Here is a 17,264-nt window from a genome sequence, read left to right as displayed (position 1 = left end):
TCACCGCCAGGGTCCGGGCGACGACGCGACAGCGGGGAGCGGCGGTGGCTCCGACAGATACGCCTCGGCGGCGACGGCCCGGAAGCCCCGCACCGTCGCGCTCCACCGGAACCGCTCCGCGCGCAGCCGCGCCGCCCGGCCCAGCGCGTCGCGCCGCTCCGGGCCGAGCGCGAGCGCGCACCAGGCGGCGGCGAACGAACTCTCGCCGCGCGCCAGCACACCCGTCACCCCGTCATCGACGGAGTCCCGCAGCCCGGGGATGTCGAAGCCGAGCGTGGGCGTGCCCCGGGTGGCCGCCTCCATCACCACCAGGCCCCAGCCCTCGATGAGGGAGGGGTGCAGCAGCAGCCACGCCTGGCACAGCAGCCGGTGCTTCTCCTCCTCGGTGACATGGCCGGCGAAGGTGACCCCGGGACCGGCCATCGCCTCCAGCCGAGCCCGTTCGGGGCCGTCGCCGACGATGACGAGCCGTCCGCCGGTGACCGGCCGCACCCGCTCCCACAGCCGCAGCAGCAAGTCGACGCGCTTGTACTCGACCAGCCGCCCCATCGCGAGGAACAGCGGCTCACGGGAGGTGGGCAGCAGGGGACCGGGTTCCTCGACGCCGTTGTGCACCACCCGGATCCGGGTCCGGTCCACGCCGAGGGAGCGTAGGCCGGCGGCGGTGGAGTCGGAGACGGCCACCATGAGGTTGCCGCGGTGGGTGCCGGTGAGCGCCCAGTGTTCGAGGCGCCTGCCGAGCCGGGCGGCCGGGCCCCGGAAGCGCAGCTTCCACAGGTCGGTGTGCACGTGGTTGACCAGGCACAGGGTGGGGCCGCGATGCCACAGCGGGGCGAGGTAGGGCAGCCCGTTGCACACCTCGACCAGCAGGTCGCAGGGGCCGACCCGGTGGGCGAGGGTGTGCGGGGCGCGCAGGAAGTGGCCCAGCTCGCCGAGGGCGCGCCCGTTGCCGCCCGCGGACACCACCTGGTAGCCGCGGGCGTGGGCGGGTCCGCCGCACACCACGGTGACCTGGTGGCCGTGGGCGGTCAGCCCCTCGGCGATCCGGTCCACCAGCAGCTCGGAGCCACCGGCCGCCGGATTGCCGAGGTCGCGGCGGGCGAGGAAGACGATCCGGCGCGGCAGCGGCGCGATGGCCTCCGCGGTGGATTCATGGGTCGCGGCGGGGGACGGTCGTAACGGCTGGGGCATGGCGGGGTGCTCCAACTCGCCTCAGGGTGCGGAGACTTCGTGGGAAGACTGCGGGAGGAGACGTGCCGAACCGGGGGTGTGCGATGGCGTGATGCTCGTGGGGTGGTCAGTTTTCGCTTCCTCGTTCGCCCCGGCTACTCACCGGCGTGACAAATTGACCGCCCCCGGAAGCTGACGCTTCATCACCTTGCGCAGTATCACTCACGCGTGGCCGCCTCCCCCGCACCATCAGCACCACGCCCGCCACGGTCAGCACCGCCCCGGCGATCCCCGCGGCTAGTGGCGCCGTCTCGCCGACCAGCTTCAGCCTGCGGTTGTCGTCCCTGGCCAGCTTCACCTGGCCGGCTTGCGTGGCCTCGGTGAACGCCAGCCCCTCGCCGCGCAGCAGCGTCACCCGGTCCCGGTGGCCGCCGGGCGCGCGCAGGGTGACCTTGGGCGAGATCCCGGCGTAGATGATCCGGCCGGTGCGGCGGTCGGCCACCAGCTCGATGCCGGTGTTGGCGTACCACTCCTCGGCCTGCACCTGGCCCTGCTTCGCCCGCCCGACCAGCCGCCCGGGCACCTGGCGGGTGCCGGTCCTGGTGGGCCGCACGGTGCCGGTGAAGCGGTAGCCCTCGTACCCCTGGATCTTCGCGGTCCCGGCGAAGCGGAGCGGGACGGTGTCGCCCAGCGTGCTGTCCCACCAGCGGTACGTCCGCTTCTTCAGATCGAACGGGAACTTCAGGTACGCGTCCCCCTCGAACGGGCCCGGCGCCTCGCCGCAGCAGTGCACCGGCTCGTTGGTGCGGCGGTCGGTGACCCAGCGCTCGGTCTTCCACTGGAAGGCCCGGCGCGGATCCCGCAGCGGCAGGGTGCGCGGGGTGTCGACCGTCGTCGACACGTCCCAGACGGCGCGGCCCGTGCGGTCGCTGTCGTGGACGTCGCCCAGCACCCGGCGGGTGATGGTCAGCTTCTGCCCCCGCCGCTCCTTGACGTCGTCCGTGTCGAAGTAGCTGCCCCGTCCGGTGAACACCGTGGTCACATCGGTGTCGATCGGGGTGCGTTTCGCACGCGGTTCGACGTACCAGGTCAGCAGGGGTGCGAGGACGAGCAGGAAGACGCCGAGCCCGAGCGGGACCAGCGACAGCGGCCAGAAAACGGGTGAAGTGGGTGGTACCGAGCGGCGCATGGCAGGCACTCCGTCTCGATGCGGCCGGATATGACCGGCGAGTCTTGAGGCGGGACCGTAAGCGCAGGGTTGACGGAGTGTCAATCCTCCTTCCATGCTGGTGAGTTGCCGGACCGGGCCGGTGCGCACGTCATACGGAAGGGGCTCACCGCGCCATGCCCAGACTGCTCGCCGCCGCCGTGACCTGCGTCCTGTCCGCCGCCCTCGCGGTCGGCGCCGCGTTCGGCATCGTCGCCCTGCTGGGCGCCACCCCCGACCAGCCGAACGTCCCCCTCGTCACCTTCCCGACCTCGTCGCATCCGGCCTCCCCCGCGACCCCGGCGGAGAAGCGGTAGGGGGAGGGACGGGGATGGCATCGCCGTTGCGTTCCGCCTGGCGGGAGGTGCCCCGGTCGCGGGTGCGCCACTTCGCCCGGCTCGCCCTGGACGAGGTGCCGGTCCTCGCCGAGGACATCTTCCGCGAGATCCGCCGCGAGTACCCGAACCTGACCATCGTCCCGGACGAGAGCGGCGAACCGGTGGCGCTGGTGGGCATCCGGCGCGCCCTCGAACACTTCGTCGGCTACGTGTCGGACGGCTCCGGCGGCCCCCGCGAACACCCCCAGGTCTTCCAGGAGTTCGGCCGCGGCCAGGTGCAGCACGGCCGCAGCCTCGACTCCCTCCAGGCCATGTACCGGCTCGGCGTACGGCTCGCCTGGCGCCGCCTCGCCGAGATCGGCCAGCAGGTCGAGATCCCCGCGCCCGCCATGTACGAACTCGCCGAGTCCGGCTTCGAGTATCTGGACGGGCTGGTCGCCGAGTCCATGCGCGGCTACGCCGAGGCCGCCGCGCGCCAGGCGGGGGAGCGGCTGCGGCTCCAGCGCCGACTGCTCGACCTGCTCCTCACCGAACGCCCCCGCAAGAGCCCCGACGACGCCGACGCCCTCGCCGAACGGGCCGCCCGCATCGGCTGGCCGCTGCCCGAGCGGGTCGCCGTCGCCGTACTGCTGCGCCCCGCGCGCGAGGCGCTGGCCCCCGCCGTGGGCCGGGACGTCCTCCTCGACATGGAGTGCGAACAGCCGCGCATGGTGCTCCCCGACCCCGAGGAGGCGGGCCGCCCCGACCTGCTGCGCCGCGCCACCGCCGGGTGGTCGGGCGCGGTCGGCCCGCCCGTACCGCTCGCCGAGGCCGCCAAGTCGCTGCGCTGGGCGGCGGCCGCGGTCCGGCTGATGGAGCGCGGGCTGCTGCCCGCCGGGGAGGTGCTGCACTGCACCGAGCACACCGAGGCGCTGGTGCTGCTGCCCCCGGAGGAGCTGATCGACGCCCTGGCCCGCCGCCGTCTCGCCCCGCTCGCCGGGTGCGGCCCCGCCCAGGGCCGTCGCCTCGCCGAGACGCTGCTGGCGTGGCTGGAGACGCGGGGCGGCGCGCCGGAGATCGCGGACCGGCTGGGGGTGCATCCGCAGACCGTGCGCTATCGGCTCCGCCAGATCAGGGAGCTGTGGGGCGAGGAGGTGGAGGATCCGGACCGCCGCTTCGAGCTGGAGCTGGTGCTGCGGGCGCGGCGGCTCCGCGGCGACCTGCTGCCGCCCACCCCCTAGCGGATGGCGGCCGGGACCCTGGCAGTCTTGTCAGTGATCTTCAGGGTCTTTGCGCAACCATTGCCGGAGGAAGTGGCCTACGCGTAATCTGTGTTCGCGATACCGGCCAGCGGCCGGAATCTCGAACACTTGCCATCTGGACCAGAAGGGGTGGGCGAACCACATGGGACGCCTCGTGCCCGCGGTGACCCGGGCTCTGGACATTCTCGAGCTGTTCCTCGACGGCGACGGCACACTCTCCGCCCCCGAGATCACCCGCCGGCTCGGACTGCCCCGGACCACCGTCCATGAGCTGGTGACCACTCTGGCCGCTCGCTCCTATCTGGTCCATGTGCCCGACCAGCCCGGCCGCTACCGGCTCGGTGTGCGCCCGTACCAGCTCGGCAGCCGGTACGCGGAACAGCTCGACCTGGCCGCCGAGGGCCGGCAGGTGGCCCGGAGCGTCGCCGAGACCTGTGACGAGACCGTCCATGTGGCCATTCTGGAGGGCACGGACGTCATCTACATCGCCAAGGTCGACTCCACCCACGCCGTGCGCATGGTCTCCGCCGCGGGCCGCAGGCTGCCTGCGCACTGCACCTCGGTCGGCAAGATGCTGCTCGCCTCCCTCCCGGAGGACGAGCTGACCGCCCGGTTCCCCGAGGACCGGCCGCTGGTCGCCATGACGGACAACAGCATCACGTCCCCGGCCGAGCTGCGCCGCCACCTGGCCGCCGTGCGGGAGCGCGGCGTCGCGGTCGAGCGGCAGGAGTCCAACCCCGATGTGAGCTGCGTGGCCGCGCCGGTGCGGGACTCGGCGGGCAAGGTGGTGGCGGCGCTGTCCATCTCGGTGCCGACGATCCGCTGGAGCGAGGAGCGCCAGACGGAGCTGGAGGAACTGGCGGCCAAGGGCGCGGGCGAGCTGTCCGTCCGCCTCGGACACCGGAGGGGACGCGGCGTATGAGCGGCCGGACATGGGACGTGGCGGTCCGGGCGACCGCCGAGCTGGGCGAGGGCCCGACCTGGGACCCGGCGGCCGGGCGGCTGATCTGGGTGGACATCCTCTCCGCCCGTGTCCACACCTACGATCCGGCCACCGGGCGGCACACCACCCTGGCCACCGAGCAGCACGTCGGCGCGGCGAAGCCACGGGCGGGCGGCGGTCTGGTGGTCAACCTGCGCGACGGCATCGGGCTGTACGACTCCGCCGCGAACGGCTTCCGCTGGCTGGTCCGGGACGCCGTCCCCGGCCGCCGGGGCAACGACGCGGCCGTCGCCCCGGACGGTTCGCTGTGGGCGGGCACGATGCGCTACGACGAGGCGGCGGGCGGCGGCACCCTGTCCCGTATCGGCTCCGACGGCTCCGTGGCGGAGATCCTGCCGGACGTGGCGGTCAGCAACGGCACCGGCTGGAGCCCGGACGGCCGCCTCATGTACTACGTCGACTCCCCGACCCGCCGCGTCGATGTCTTCGACGTCACGGGAGAGGGCGTCACCGGCCGCCGCCCCCTCGCCCACATCGAGGACGGCGCGGGCTTCCCGGACGGGCTGTGCGTGGACGCCGACGGGTGTGTGTGGGTCGCCCTCTGGGACGGCGGCGCGGTCCGCCGCTACACCCCCGACGGCACACTCGATCGGGTGATCCCGCTGCCCTTCCCCCGCCCCACCGCATGCGCCTTCGGCGGCGCCGGACTCAGCGATCTGTACGTGTCCTCCGCCCGCGTCGGCCTCGGCGCCGCCGCCCCGCCGCTGGCGGGGTCGGTGCTGGTCATCCCGGACGCGGGGAGCGGGCTGGCGCAGCCGGCGTTCGCGGGCTGAGCGGGGTCGTACACCGCCGGACCCGACGGCTCTCCGCACAAGATCCTCACAGTCGGCGGCCCCCGCGCTCCGGGCAGGTCACATAACCTCACCGGCGAAATGAACGATCCGCGCACCTCCCGCCGAAAGCCGAAGCCCCGCACCCGCGGCCGCCGCGCCCGCCGGGGGCGGGGCCGCCGCGTGCTGATCCTGGCCGCGGTGCTGGGCCCTGTGCTCGCCGCGGTCTTCGTGGCGGAGCTGGCCACCGAGGGCTACTGGCGCGCCCCGGCGCCGAAGCCGTCCCCGGAGCGGCCCGAGCGCCCGGCGGCGGACCCCACGCACCCGCCCCCGCCCTCCCCGGTGGCCCCGACCCCCGGCCCGTCGCCGACCTGCACCCGTTTCCTGTGGTGGTGCGCCTGACCGGAGCGCCACGGGGGCTCCGCCCCGGGCGCGTGAACGACTACGGCGTGACGCACACCATGCGCTGCAGCAGGTCCCGCAGCACCGTCCGCTCCTGCGCCGACAGTCCGGCCAGCGGCTCGCGGGCGAAGTCCAGGGAGCCGCGCAGCCGCTCGGCGGTCTCGCGGCCCGCCTCCGTGGCGGCGGCGAGCTTGACGCGGCGGTCGGCGGGGTCGAGGCGGCGCTCGGCGAGGCCGCGGGCTTCGAGACGGTCCACGATCCCGGTGACGTTCGACGGCTCGCACTTGAGCTGCTGCGCTATGCGCCGCATGGGCGTCGGTCCCCGGGAGAGCAGGCCGAGGACGCGCGCCTGGGCGCCGGTGAGGGCATGCTTGGCAGCGGCTTCCTCGTACTCCTCGTGATAGCGGGCGACGATGGTGCCGATCAGCTCGACGACCTCGAGGGTCAGCGGGTCCATGGGCGACGTCATGCCTCTCAGGCTACCCGTTTGCTTGACAACATGAAATATCGAGTCCCATGATTGTTTCAGGTAGTGAAGTAATTAAGAGGAGGCACTTCCATGTCCGCGATCCCCGCCACCGGCCGTGAATGGCACCTCGTCGCCCGCCCCGAGGGCTGGCCGAAGCCGGAGGACTTCGCGCTGCGCGAGGTTCCGGTGGCCGAGCCGGGCCCGGGCCAGGTGCTGGTCCGCAACCTGTACATGTCGGTGGACCCGTACATGCGCGGGCGGATGAACGACGTGAAGTCGTATGTGCCGCCGTTCCAGCTGGACCAGCCGATGGAGGGCGGCGCGATCGGCCAGGTGATCGCCTCGAACGCGGACGGCCTCGCGGTCGGCGACCACGTCCTGCACTTCAGCGGCTGGCGCGAGTACGCGGTGGTGGACGGCAAGCGCGCGGTGAAGGCGGACCCGCAGGTCGCCCCGCTCACCGCGTACCTCGGTGTGCTCGGCATGACGGGCCTCACCGCCTACTCGGGCCTGCTGGAGGTCGCGTCGTTCAAGGAGGGCGACGCGGTGTTCGTCTCCGGCGCGGCGGGCGCGGTCGGCAGCGAGGTCGGCCAGATCGCCAAGCTCAAGGGCGCCTCGCGGGTCATCGGCAGCGCGGGCTCGGACGAGAAGGTGCGGCTGCTGCTCGACGAGTACGGCTTCGACGCGGCGTTCAACTACAAGAACGGACCCGTGGCCGAGCAGCTGAGGGAGGCCGCCCCCGACGGCATCGACGTCTACTTCGACAACGTCGGCGGTGAGCACCTGGAGGCCGCCCTCGGCAGCCTCAAGGTGCACGGCCGCATCACCGTCTGCGGCATGATCGCGCAGTACAACGTGACCGAGCCGCCCGCCGCCCCGCGCAACCTCGCGCTCGTCATCGGCAAGCGGCTGCGCATGCAGGGCATGCTGGTCAATGACCACAACCACCTCCAGCCGCAGTTCTTCGAGGAGGTCGGCGCCTGGGTGCGGGAGGGCAAGCTGCACTACCGCGAGACCGTCGTCAAGGGCGTGGACAACGCGGTGGACGCCTTCCTCGGCATGCTCCGCGGCGAGAACATCGGCAAGATGATCGTCGCCTTCGAGGACTGAGGACCGGGTCCCCGCAGCGCTGAGGCGGGGGCGTTCGTCGCGCCACGAGGCGGCGAACGCCCCCGCCTCAGTCGGCTATCGCGTGGCGGGGGCGGCGCCGATGGCGGCCCTCGGGCGGCTGCGGGAGTTCGACGTGGAGCCGCGGAGGGCGGGCCGCGGTGAAGGAGACCGACATGACCCCGAAGGTCACCATGATCATGATGATCAGCGCCACGCCGAGGGTGACACCGGCCCCGCCGAGACCGATCACGGGCCGTGGACCCAGCACTCCGGCCAGCCAACTGGTCAGCAGGGTGCCCAGCAGCCAGCCGGAGCGGTAGACCAGCTGGAAGATGGCCATGACGCGGCCGCGGTAATCCGGCCTCGTCTGGAGCTGCGCCAGGCTGAGCAGCCCCGCCCGGAGGACGAGGGACACCATGCCGAGCGGAAGGAGCACCAGGCCGAGCGTGACCACCGTGGGCATGACCGAGGTGACGATCTCCAGAACGCCCAGGAGAACGCTGCCCGCGAGGACCGTGCCCAGGACGACCTTGGCGCGCCACATCATCCAGGCGCCCAACAGCGATCCCACGGAGATCACGGCGAGCAGCACACCGTAGGCGCCCGCCTCCTCGTTCAGTTCGCTCGAGGTGAGCAGGAGCAGCAGTGAGGGCAGGCTGGTTCCGAACACGCCCACCGTGGCGATGATGACGATCAGGAGCGCGAGACCGGGCCGGGCCCACAGGTACACCCACGCCCGCCACAACTGGGTGCGGTCCTTCGGCGCCTGCCGGCGGGTGTGCAGCTCCGCCGGGCGGACCAGGAGCAGGGCCACGACGACCGTCAGATAGGACGCGGCGTTCAGCAGGATCACCCCGCCCAGCCCCATCATGGCCATCACGGGTCCCACCGCCGCCGACCCGACGATCAGCGACAGATCCAGGATCACGTTGTTGAGGGTGACCGCCTGCCGGAGCATCGCGTCTCCGGCGATCTCCGAGACGAACACCTGTGCCGTGGGCAGGCCGATCGCGTTCACGGCCCCCACGCACAGGGCGCTGACGATGAGCTGCCACACCGCGATCGAGCCGTGTTCGGCCAGCAGCCCCAGGGCCAGCGCGAAGAGCGCGAGCAGGGCATGGGTGCACAGCAGCACCCGGCGGGCGGGGAAGCGATCCGCGACCAGGCCTCCGACCGGGCCGATCAGAAGCATCGTGAGAATCGGTGCCGCGGTGACGATACCGAGAACCAGCTCGTCGCGGCTGAGCTGGTAGGTGAACCAGCCCAGCGCCACGATCTGCATATTGGTGCCGACCTGGGAGACGACCTGTCCGACGAAGTAGAACCGGGGGTTGCGGGCGCCGAAGAGTCCCGGCGGCCGGCTGTCCGTCATCCGGTGGCCCGCGCGTACAACTCGCCTACGCGGTGGGCGAAGGCGCCGGCCGACAGGTGGGTCTCGGCGAGCTTCCGGACGGCTCGGCGATCGCTGCGCAAGGCGGCGTGGACGTCCTCCATGACGGACGCGGCGTCGCCATCGCTGTACGCGCCGGTGAGGTTGTACCGCAGGAGGGAACCTATGGTGTCCTCCGTGATCAGACCGGCGTAGCCGTAGCCCGCGCAGAGGGTGGGTATGCCGGTCGCCATGGCCTCCATCGCGCCTCGGCCGAGTGAGATGACGACATCCATCTCCGCCAGCAGGTTCGGTATCGAGGGGCACGGCACGTGGTTGATGAGGATGATCTCGCTGCCGAAGCGGTCGCTGATGTCCCAGAACCCCGGTCCGTCACCCGCCGCGTACACGAGGAGCCTTTCCCGGTCCAGGTGCTCCATGACCGTGCCCATGACCGCCTCACGCCCCGAATCCATCCGGCCGTAGACCAGGACGCGCGGCCTGGCCGCCCGGCTCTTGTCCCAGATCGCGGGGAAGCGGTCCAGGTCCACGCCCTGGTGGGCGAGCACCGCCCGGCCCGGTGGCAGGTACGCCTGTTGCAGGGCGAGGGCGTTCTCCGTCATGCAGAGGAAGCGCGAACAGCGCGACACCAGGTAATCGGAGGAGCGGCGGCCGGCGTGATGGACGATCCTGAACGCGGGGATGTCATCGGGGAACAGGCGCAGCATCTCGTCGGACACCTCGTCGACCAGGAGAAGGTCGGTCTTGTCCGAAGGGCCGATCTCGTCCGTCACGGATACGGACACGGAGTCCAGTTTCCGGACCTGCGAGGTGAGCGCGAATCTGCGGAGGTCGTCGACCACGAGACGGACCTCGTGCCCGTCCTTGCTCATGACCCCGATCAGATCCAGGACGAAGCTGTGCTGACCGTAGGTGTGATAGCGGCCGCCTTGGTCATGCTTTCCGTCGTAGATGGAGTTGCTGCCGGTGGCGAGCAGATAGGTTACGTGCACGGTGTCCTCGATGAGATGGCGAGCGGTAACGGGGGCATGCCGGGATCACGGCCCCTTCGGGTACTGCTCGAACCCGAATCGCCTCTCGAATTCCGCACGGCGGTCGCCGTCGAAGAAGTAGACCATCTTCACCATCGGTCCCCACCGCTCGTCCAGGCTCATGCCCTCGAAGGCGAAGCCGTACTTGAGCTGGAGGATCATGGCGGCGCGGTTGTGCGGATGGTGCTGTGAGGTCACCCGCTCGTAGCCCAGGTCCTCCAGGTACTCCAGCAGCCTGGAGTAGACCAGGGCCGCGAGGCGCTGCACCCGGTACTCCGGCAGGAGTCCGCTCGTGCCCAGGTAGAAGGTGGTGGGGTCTTCCATCCTGCCCTTCAGCCAGCCCACCACCTTCCCTTCCGAGTTCTCGATGAGGATGCGCTCCGCATGGAGCCCGCTGTATTCCTGGACGAGTTCGGGGGACTTCGGGTTGTACGGGTAGGCGTCCCGTTCGGGGAAGACGTCGGCGTATATCTCCGTTACCGCTTCGCGGAAGGTCGCTTCATCAACGCAGAGGCCGGCGCCGCTATTCTTCCCCGGAAGGCGTATCGGGAAAAAACGTCGACGGGCGTCCTCAAGCTTCTCTTGGAAGTTCACGCGGACAATTTACGGCCCGGGCGCTGACGCACCGCTAACGAACGCCTAACGCAAAAATCCCCGGAACGTCAGGCCGGGCGGCACATCACGGCAGGACCACCGTCGTCAGGGCGCGCGGCGGAAGCTCCGCGTCCAGCGCGCCGCCCCGCACCACCGCCGCGCCGACCCGGCTCAGCGCATGCGTCTCGTCCGTCCGGTACACCGCGCCGCGGCCTCGTCCGCCGCCCACCACGAACTCCGTACGGACCGCCTCCCGGCCGGTGTTCAGGATCTCCAGCACCCGGCTCCCGTCCCGGTTCCGGAAGGCCGTTACCTTCACGCCGTCCGCGGCGGCCGCCCCGGCCGACGCCGCCACCCGCACCGCTCCCGGCCGTACGAAGCGGCTGTACGCGGCGAGCGCCCACAGCCGCTTCGAGACGTGGTAGTCCGCGCCGTCGAGCTGGATCAGCCCCCGCGTCGCCCCCACCGAGGCGCCGAACCAGTACACGTACGCGCTGGCCCGCGCGTCCGCGAGCGTGGTGTGGATCGCCTCGGCGACAGCGAGCCCGTCGTACTCACTGTCGTCGTCCCACGCCTCGTTCCACGTCGTGCCGTTGGGGCTCCACTCGGACATCCAGGTGCGCCGGGTCGTCGGCAGCGGCTGGTCCGAGGGCGTGACGTACGGGTGTCCGGTGTGCGTGCCGACGTACCGCGACGCCTGCGGGTCCGCCTCGATCGCCGCGCTGTACTCGGCCTGCTGGTCCCATCCGGCCGCGTCGCAGCACACCAGGTTGATCCCCGCGCGCCGGACCGCCGGGCCGAGCGCCTTCACGGTCTCGGCCGCCTCCTTCGGCGTGAACCGCATGGAGGCGTAGGACGTGGTGAGGTCCGGCTCGTTGGTGAAGCCGAGGTCGGTGATCCGGATGCCCTCCTGGCGGTAGAACTTCGCGTACTGCACCAGGTAGTCGGCGTAGGCGCGCCGCCATTCCGGCTTCAGCGTGCCTCCGCCTCCGTCCGTTCCGTTCGTCTTCATGTAGCCGGGCGCGCTCCAGGCGTCGGCGTAGAAGCGCTGCACGCCGTACCGTTTCGCCTCCTTGGCCAGCCACACCTGGCCACCGTCCTTGCCGTCCCACTCGTAGGCCGGCGGGGCGTCCGGGCCGCCGGGGTCGGTGGGCTGGATGGACTTCATGTGGTCGTAGACCTCGTCCGAGGACGAGCCGATGCCGAGCCGCAGGATGCTGAGCCCCGCGCCGGTGCGCCGGTTGAGCAGCAGGTCCAGCACCTCCCGCCGGTGTTCGGGGGTGAGCCCGCCCGCGCCCCGCATCAGATCGGCGCGCTGGAAGGCCTCCGAGAAGCCGAAGCCGTCGATCGGCTGGAGGGGTCTTCCGAAATCCGCGCCGGGGGTGGAAGGTTGCTCAGCGGCGGCGGACGGTGTGGCCAGAGGGATCAGGGCGGCGGCGAGCGCGCCGACGAGAGCGGTACGGACCGTCTTGATCACGAAAACTTCCCTTCCCAGGCTCCGAAAACTTCCGGAACGTTTCCGTAACGTCGGCCGCACGCTAGAGGCGGCCCCCACCCCGGTCAAGAGTGAGCACACACACGGCACACGAGAGGACAACCGCCGCATGACAACGCGTCAGCGCACCAGATGGCTCGCCCTGCCCGCCGCACTCCTGCTCGCCCTGCTCCCGGCCAGCGCCTCCGCCTATCCCAACCCGGGCCGGGTGACGGGCGACATCGCCGTCCACGACCCGACGATGCTCCGCGCCGCCGACGGCACCTATCTGCTCTACTCCACCCACGGCGGTCTGGAGGCCCGCACCTCCACCGACCGGATCGCCTTCAGCCGCTCCGGGAACGCCTTCAACTCCCCGCCGTCCTGGTGGAAGACGTACTCCCCGGGCAACGACCCCTGGGCCCCGGACATCTCGTACCACGGCGGCACGTACTTGATGTACTACGCCGTCTCGTCCTTCGGCTCCAGCACGTCCGCCATCGGCTTCGCCACGTCGCCCAGCGGCCGGGCCGGCACCTGGACCGACCACGGCATCGTCCACTCCACGACCGGCAGCAGCGACTACAACGCCATCGACCCGAACCTCTTCGTGGACGACGACGGGAAGTGGTGGCTGGCCTTCGGCTCGTGGTGGTCGGGGCTGAAGATGATCCGCCTCGACCCCTCCACCGGCAAGCAGTACACGGGCGACAGGACCGTCTACGGCATCGCCTCCCGGCCCACCGGCACCAAGGCGGTCGAGGGTCCGTCCGTCGTCAAGCGCAACGGCTCCTACTACCTGTTCGCGTCGTACGACACCTGCTGCGCGGGCACCGGCTCCACGTACAAGATCAAGGTCGGCCGCGCCACCAAGCCCACCGGGCCGTACTACGACAAGAACGGGGTGAACATGATGAACAACGGCGGCTCCCCGGTCCTGGAGTCCCACGGCCGCTACATCGGCCCCGGCGGGCAGTCGATCATGAGCGACAGCGACGGCGACCTGCTCGTCTACCACTACTACGACGGCCAGGCGGGCGGCACCGCCAAGCTCGGCGTCAACCTGCTGAGCTGGAGTGGCGGCTGGCCGACCGCGTACTGAGGCGCCGCGCCATGAGGCTTGGGCGGGGGCGTTGACGCCCGGGCGGCCAGCTCTTACCGTCTCGTTCGGATATGCGATCCCTATCCGGCATATCGAACAGAGCAGTAGAGAGGCGTGCCATGCAGTCGACCGCCCCCGCCCGGTTCACCCTCGACCCCGCCTTCGCCGTCGGTGATGTCGACCCCCGTCTCTTCGGCTCGTTCGTCGAACACCTCGGCCGCTGCGTCTACACCGGGATCTACGAGCCCGGCCACCCCGCCGCCGACGAGGCCGGGCTGCGCACCGACGTCCTCGCGCTGATCCGTGAACTCGGCGTCACCGCTCTGCGCTACCCCGGCGGCAACTTCGTCTCCGGCTACAAGTGGGAGGACGGCACAGGGCCCGCCGACGAGCGCCCCCGCCGCCTGGACCTCGCGTGGCGCTCGACCGAGACCAACCGCTTCGGGATCTCCGAGTACGTCGACTTCGTCCGCAAGGTCGGCGGCGAGCCCATGATGGCCCTCAACCTCGGCACGCGCGGCGTCGCCGAGGCCCTGGAGCTGCAGGAATACGCCAACCACCCGTCCGGCACCGCCCTGTCCGACCGCCGCGTCGGCCACGGCGACAAGGACCCGTACGCCATCCGGCTGTGGTGTCTGGGCAACGAGATGGACGGCCCCTGGCAGACCGGCCACAAGACCGCGGAGGAGTACGGCCGGCTGGCCGCCGAGACCGCCCGCGCCATGCGCCAGATCGACCCGGAGGTCGAACTCGTCGCCTGCGGCAGCTCCAACCAGGCCATGCCGACCTTCGCCGCCTGGGAGGCCACGGTCCTCCAGCACACCTACGACCTGGTCGACTACATCTCCCTGCACGCCTACTACGAGGAGCACGACGGCGACCGCGACTCCTTCCTCGCCTCCGCCGTCGACATGGAGTCCTTCATCGAGAACGTCGTCGCCACCTGCGACCACGTGGGCGCCCGGCTGAAGTCGAAGAAGAAGATCAACCTCTCCTTCGACGAGTGGAACGTCTGGTACCAGAGCCGCTTCGCGAACGCCGAGCCGCCCAACTGGGAGGAGACGCCGCGGCTGCTGGAGGACAACTACTCCGTCACCGACGCCGTCGTCTTCGGCTCGCTGCTCATCGCGCTGCTGCGCCACGCCGACCGCGTGACGGTCGCCTGCCTCGCCCAGCTGGTCAACGTCATCGCCCCGATCCTGACCGAACCGGGCGGCCCGGCCTGGCGCCAGACCACCTTCTTCCCCTTCGCCCAGGCCTCGGCGTACGGTCGCGGCCGGGTGCTCCAGGTCGCGGTCGACAGCCCCGCGCACGAGACGGCGCGGTACGGCGAGGTGCCGCTGCTGCACGCCACGGCCGTGCGGAACGAGGAGACCGGCGAGGTCACCGTCTTCGCCGTCAACCGCGACCAGCACCGGCCGCTCCCGCTGGAGGTGGCGCTGCACGGGATGGCGCCCGCCCGGGTGGTCGAGCACAGCGTGCTGGCCGACGCCGACCCGGAGGCCCGCAACACCCTGGCCGAGCCCGAGCGCGTCACCCCGCACCCGGGCCGGGGCACGGCGCTCGCAGACGGCGTGCTGCGCGCCACCTTGGAGCCGATGTCCTGGAACATGATCCGTTTGGGGTAGGCCGCAAATAACTTGTATAGTGCACCTATATGAGTACGGTGCGACGCGAGATACAGGACGGGATACAGGGGTGGGCATCGGCGGTCGGCCGTAGCTTCCGGGCCGCGCTGACCATGGAACGGGTGTCCTCGGAGCCCGCCGCGATCGCACGCGCGGTCCTGGCGGTCGTCGCCGCGGCGGTGCTCGGCGCCCTGACCGGCGATCCGCTGGCCTGGGTCATGATGACGGTGGGCACCTTCATCTGCGGCATCGGCACCCTGCTGGCGCCGGTCCGGCACCGGGCGGTGAACGCGTTCGCGTTCGGCGCGGGCTTCTCGCTCGCCGCCCTCGCCGGTGTCTGGCTGCACCGGACCGGCTGGTACTTCCTGATCGCCCTCGCGGTCCTCGCGTACCTGGCCGGTCTGTGGCGGGCGCTGGGCGTGGCGCCCGGCATCCGCGCCTGCCTCGTCGTCATCGGCTGCCTGATCACCGCCGACCTCGCCGCCACCGTCGAGGCGGGGCTCGTGATGGTGCGCTGGATGGCCGCGGGCGCGGCCCTGACCCTCGCCGCGCAGCTGCTGCCCCCGTACGGGCGGCGCCACCCCGCGCAGCGCAAGGCGCTGGCCGCGCTCTACGCCTCGCTGGCGGCGTACGCGCGGACCGAGGGGACCGGCGGCTACCCCGCCCCGGCGCCCTTCACCGCCGCCCGCAGGGCGCTCGATCTGCTGCCGCGCTTCGCCCGCTCCGGCGCGGCACCGCTCTACGGACTGCTCGTCGAGGCCGAACGGATCCGGCGCGCCCTGCTGCTCGTGTCCGACACCCCGAAGGCGCCCCGCGAGGAGATCGCCGCGGCGCTCGACTCCGTGGCGCGCGCCCTGCGCACCTCCCGCCCGGAGCCCCTCGCACCGGACGTCGCGCGGGCCCTGGAGACCTGGCGCGGCCCGATCGCCGAGGAGTTGCTGCCGCCACTGGAGGAGGCCGGGCGGCTGGCCCGCCTGTGGGCCGACGCGGAGGCTCCCGGCGGCACGCACCCCGTCCTGGACCTGTTTCCCGCCGAACACCCCGCCCGCGCCGGGTTCCGGCGGCTGTGGTCCGCGGCGCGCCCCGGCGACCCGCTGTTCCCGCACGCCCTGCGCGTCGTCATCGGCACCACGGCCGGTGAGGCGGCGGGCCGCGCCCTCGGCGACTTCTGGGGCCACGGCCTGCCGGGCCACGGCTTCTGGGCGGCGCTCACCACCATGCTGGTGCTGTTCCCCGACTACGGACACACCTTCGCCCGCGGCTGGGCCCGCCCCATCGGCTCGATCCTCGGCGGGCTCGCCGCCTGGGCCGCCCTGCGGCCCGCCTGGTGGACCCCGGACGGGCTGGTCATCGCCGCGGTGGTGCTCGCCGTGTGCGTCTTCCTCACGCTGCGCGTCGGCCAGCTGGTGCTGAACTTCTTCATCACCGCCTGGCTCGTCGTCCTCATCACCCGGCTGGGCAAGGCCCCCGACCTCATCGCCTGGGGCCGCCCCGCGGACACCCTCCTCGGCGCGATGATCGGGCTCCTCGTCTTCGTCGTCCTGCCCACGTACCACCACGACCGGCTGTCCTCGCTGGTCGCCGCCTGGACGGACGTACAGCGGCGGCTGCTGAACGTACTGGTCGGCGGGCTGACCGAGCCGGGCGTGGTGCGGCACGAGGAGATCGACGCGCTGCGCTCCCGCAGCCGCCACACCCGCGAGCGGCTGGACGCCGCGGTCGCCGCGGTCCGCCACGAGCCGCGCGGCCACCGCGCCCGCTGGAGCGCCGCCGAGATCGCGTCCATCCAGCGGTCGATCGCGGAGCTGAGCCGGTGCGCGTCGCAGCTGTACGCCGCGCAGCCGCGCGGCGAGGCCGACGCCGTGCCGGAGGCCGCCGAGATCGCGGCCCTCTTCGACGCCCGGCTGACCGCCCTCGCCGACGCCCTGGACAGCGGCGCCCCGATCCCGGACGCCACCTTGCGGGCGTCCTTCGACGAGTCGGCCCGGCGCGGCGGGCTCACCGATCTCACCGACCACCGCTCCCCGGACGGCATCGCCCACGCCCGGGCCCGCGCCCTGACCCTCTGCCTGCGCACGGCTCTGGCCGTCGACACGTTCGCCACCGGCCTGTCCCCGGCCGCAGAGCGCTCCTCGTACGCCGTGGCGCGGTAGGGGGTGTCGTGTGGATCATGCCGGGCTCCCGACGCCGCTGTGACATCAGCCGCTGCCGCGGCGGGCGGCGCCTCGCGGCGGCGGCGGCGTCGCACGCAGCGCCGCCGCGCTCTCCTCACGCGGGTTGCGAGCCTCCCCCAGCTACCGCTGGGAGGTGCCCCCTGCACCAGACGCCGCTCGCT

Annotated in this window: 16 protein-coding genes; 9 read left to right on the top strand and 7 right to left on the bottom strand. The window is 72.0% G+C overall.

Annotation, left to right across the window (positions count from 1 at the left end; all coding sequences use genetic code 11):
• A complete protein-coding gene (locus ABZ562_RS32420; protein ID WP_361486521.1) occupies positions 1-1,191 on the bottom strand; it encodes a glycosyltransferase family 4 protein in 1,191 nt (396 codons plus the stop codon).
• A 106-nt stretch (positions 1,192-1,297) separates the two neighbouring features.
• Complete coding sequence (locus tag ABZ562_RS32415; protein WP_361486519.1) at positions 1,298-2,359, bottom strand: DUF3068 domain-containing protein; 1,062 nt, start codon at positions 2,357-2,359, stop codon at positions 1,298-1,300.
• A 155-nt stretch (positions 2,360-2,514) separates the two neighbouring features.
• On the opposite strand from ABZ562_RS32415, the gene ABZ562_RS32410 reads away from it, so the two are divergent.
• The 5 genes from ABZ562_RS32410 (at position 2,515) to ABZ562_RS32390 (ending at position 6,131) form a co-directional block, all read left to right on the top strand.
• Positions 2,515-2,694 carry a hypothetical protein gene (locus ABZ562_RS32410; RefSeq protein ID WP_361486517.1) on the top strand — a complete coding sequence of 60 codons (180 nt, stop codon included), beginning with the start codon at positions 2,515-2,517 and terminating at the stop codon, positions 2,692-2,694.
• A 14-nt stretch (positions 2,695-2,708) separates the two neighbouring features.
• Positions 2,709-3,935 carry a helix-turn-helix domain-containing protein gene (locus ABZ562_RS32405; protein ID WP_361486514.1) on the top strand — a complete coding sequence of 409 codons (1,227 nt, stop codon included), beginning with the start codon at positions 2,709-2,711 and terminating at the stop codon, positions 3,933-3,935.
• Positions 3,936-4,098: 163 nt separating this feature from the next.
• Entirely contained in the window at positions 4,099-4,878 is a 780-nt protein-coding gene (locus ABZ562_RS32400; protein WP_361486512.1) for an IclR family transcriptional regulator, read from the top strand.
• The gene (locus ABZ562_RS32395; RefSeq protein WP_361486509.1) at positions 4,875-5,732 is read left to right on the top strand and encodes an SMP-30/gluconolactonase/LRE family protein; all 858 of its coding nucleotides are present in this window, start codon (positions 4,875-4,877) and stop codon (positions 5,730-5,732) included. Before ABZ562_RS32400 ends, ABZ562_RS32395 begins: the two co-directional genes overlap by 4 nt.
• Positions 5,733-5,831: 99 nt before the next feature.
• The gene (locus ABZ562_RS32390; protein WP_361486507.1) at positions 5,832-6,131 is read left to right on the top strand and encodes a hypothetical protein; all 300 of its coding nucleotides are present in this window, start codon (positions 5,832-5,834) and stop codon (positions 6,129-6,131) included.
• Positions 6,132-6,171: 40 nt separating this feature from the next.
• Here ABZ562_RS32390 and ABZ562_RS32385 read toward each other — a convergent pair whose 3' ends face one another.
• Positions 6,172-6,600, bottom strand: a complete 429-nt coding sequence (locus tag ABZ562_RS32385; RefSeq protein WP_361486504.1) for a MarR family transcriptional regulator — start codon at positions 6,598-6,600, stop codon at positions 6,172-6,174.
• 90 nt (positions 6,601-6,690) lie between these two features.
• On the opposite strand from ABZ562_RS32385, the gene ABZ562_RS32380 reads away from it, so the two are divergent.
• Positions 6,691-7,710, top strand: a complete 1,020-nt coding sequence (locus ABZ562_RS32380; RefSeq protein ID WP_361486501.1) for an NADP-dependent oxidoreductase — start codon at positions 6,691-6,693, stop codon at positions 7,708-7,710.
• Positions 7,711-7,777: 67 nt separating this feature from the next.
• Here the strand turns inward: ABZ562_RS32380 and ABZ562_RS32375 are convergent, their stop codons facing one another.
• From ABZ562_RS32375 to ABZ562_RS32360, 4 genes are all read right to left on the bottom strand, one after another.
• A complete protein-coding gene (locus tag ABZ562_RS32375) occupies positions 7,778-9,082 on the bottom strand; it encodes an MFS transporter (RefSeq protein WP_361486499.1) in 1,305 nt (434 codons plus the stop codon).
• Positions 9,079-10,092, bottom strand: coding sequence for a hypothetical protein (locus ABZ562_RS32370; RefSeq protein WP_361486496.1), 1,014 nt, complete (start codon positions 10,090-10,092; stop codon positions 9,079-9,081). The genes ABZ562_RS32375 and ABZ562_RS32370 overlap by 4 nt, the downstream gene beginning before the upstream one ends.
• A gap of 45 nt (positions 10,093-10,137) precedes the next feature.
• A complete protein-coding gene (locus ABZ562_RS32365; RefSeq protein ID WP_361486493.1) occupies positions 10,138-10,725 on the bottom strand; it encodes a GNAT family N-acetyltransferase in 588 nt (195 codons plus the stop codon).
• 85 nt (positions 10,726-10,810) lie between these two features.
• A complete protein-coding gene (locus ABZ562_RS32360) occupies positions 10,811-12,202 on the bottom strand; it encodes a glycoside hydrolase (protein ID WP_361486491.1) in 1,392 nt (463 codons plus the stop codon).
• 127 nt (positions 12,203-12,329) lie between these two features.
• On the opposite strand from ABZ562_RS32360, the gene ABZ562_RS32355 reads away from it, so the two are divergent.
• The 3 genes from ABZ562_RS32355 (at position 12,330) to ABZ562_RS32345 (ending at position 17,082) form a co-directional block, all read left to right on the top strand.
• Entirely contained in the window at positions 12,330-13,301 is a 972-nt protein-coding gene (locus ABZ562_RS32355) for an arabinan endo-1,5-alpha-L-arabinosidase (protein WP_361486488.1), read from the top strand.
• Between the two features lie 119 nt (positions 13,302-13,420).
• Positions 13,421-14,929: an alpha-N-arabinofuranosidase gene (locus ABZ562_RS32350; RefSeq protein ID WP_361486486.1), complete on the top strand. Its 1,509-nt coding sequence runs from the start codon at positions 13,421-13,423 to the stop codon at positions 14,927-14,929.
• Between the two features lie 29 nt (positions 14,930-14,958).
• Positions 14,959-17,082 (top strand): FUSC family protein, encoded by a 2,124-nt coding sequence (locus ABZ562_RS32345; RefSeq protein WP_361486483.1) that lies wholly within the window; start codon positions 14,959-14,961, stop codon positions 17,080-17,082.
• Positions 17,083-17,264: the final 182 nt, after the last annotated feature.

Source organism: Streptomyces sp. NPDC019937, assembly GCF_040631655.1.
Classification (GTDB): Bacteria; Actinomycetota; Actinomycetes; order Streptomycetales; family Streptomycetaceae; genus Streptomyces.
This window is presented reverse-complemented; position numbering and strand designations above follow the sequence as displayed.

Bases quoted from the DNA above. Each gene is read 5' to 3' on its own strand.
- ABZ562_RS32420 (WP_361486521.1), bottom strand. From the start codon at position 1,191: ATGCCCCAGCCGTTACGACCGTCCCCCGCCGCGACCCATGAATCCACC.
- ABZ562_RS32415 (WP_361486519.1), bottom strand. From the start codon at position 2,359: ATGCGCCGCTCGGTACCACCCACTTCACCCGTTTTCTGGCCGCTGTCG.
- ABZ562_RS32410 (WP_361486517.1), top strand. From the start codon at position 2,515: ATGCCCAGACTGCTCGCCGCCGCCGTGACCTGCGTCCTGTCCGCCGCC.
- ABZ562_RS32405 (WP_361486514.1), top strand. From the start codon at position 2,709: ATGGCATCGCCGTTGCGTTCCGCCTGGCGGGAGGTGCCCCGGTCGCGG.
- ABZ562_RS32400 (WP_361486512.1), top strand. From the start codon at position 4,099: ATGGGACGCCTCGTGCCCGCGGTGACCCGGGCTCTGGACATTCTCGAG.
- ABZ562_RS32395 (WP_361486509.1), top strand. From the start codon at position 4,875: ATGAGCGGCCGGACATGGGACGTGGCGGTCCGGGCGACCGCCGAGCTG.
- ABZ562_RS32390 (WP_361486507.1), top strand. From the start codon at position 5,832: ATGAACGATCCGCGCACCTCCCGCCGAAAGCCGAAGCCCCGCACCCGC.
- ABZ562_RS32385 (WP_361486504.1), bottom strand. From the start codon at position 6,600: ATGACGTCGCCCATGGACCCGCTGACCCTCGAGGTCGTCGAGCTGATC.
- ABZ562_RS32380 (WP_361486501.1), top strand. From the start codon at position 6,691: ATGTCCGCGATCCCCGCCACCGGCCGTGAATGGCACCTCGTCGCCCGC.
- ABZ562_RS32375 (WP_361486499.1), bottom strand. From the start codon at position 9,082: ATGACGGACAGCCGGCCGCCGGGACTCTTCGGCGCCCGCAACCCCCGG.
- ABZ562_RS32355 (WP_361486488.1), top strand. From the start codon at position 12,330: ATGACAACGCGTCAGCGCACCAGATGGCTCGCCCTGCCCGCCGCACTC.
- ABZ562_RS32350 (WP_361486486.1), top strand. From the start codon at position 13,421: ATGCAGTCGACCGCCCCCGCCCGGTTCACCCTCGACCCCGCCTTCGCC.
- ABZ562_RS32345 (WP_361486483.1), top strand. From the start codon at position 14,959: ATGAGTACGGTGCGACGCGAGATACAGGACGGGATACAGGGGTGGGCA.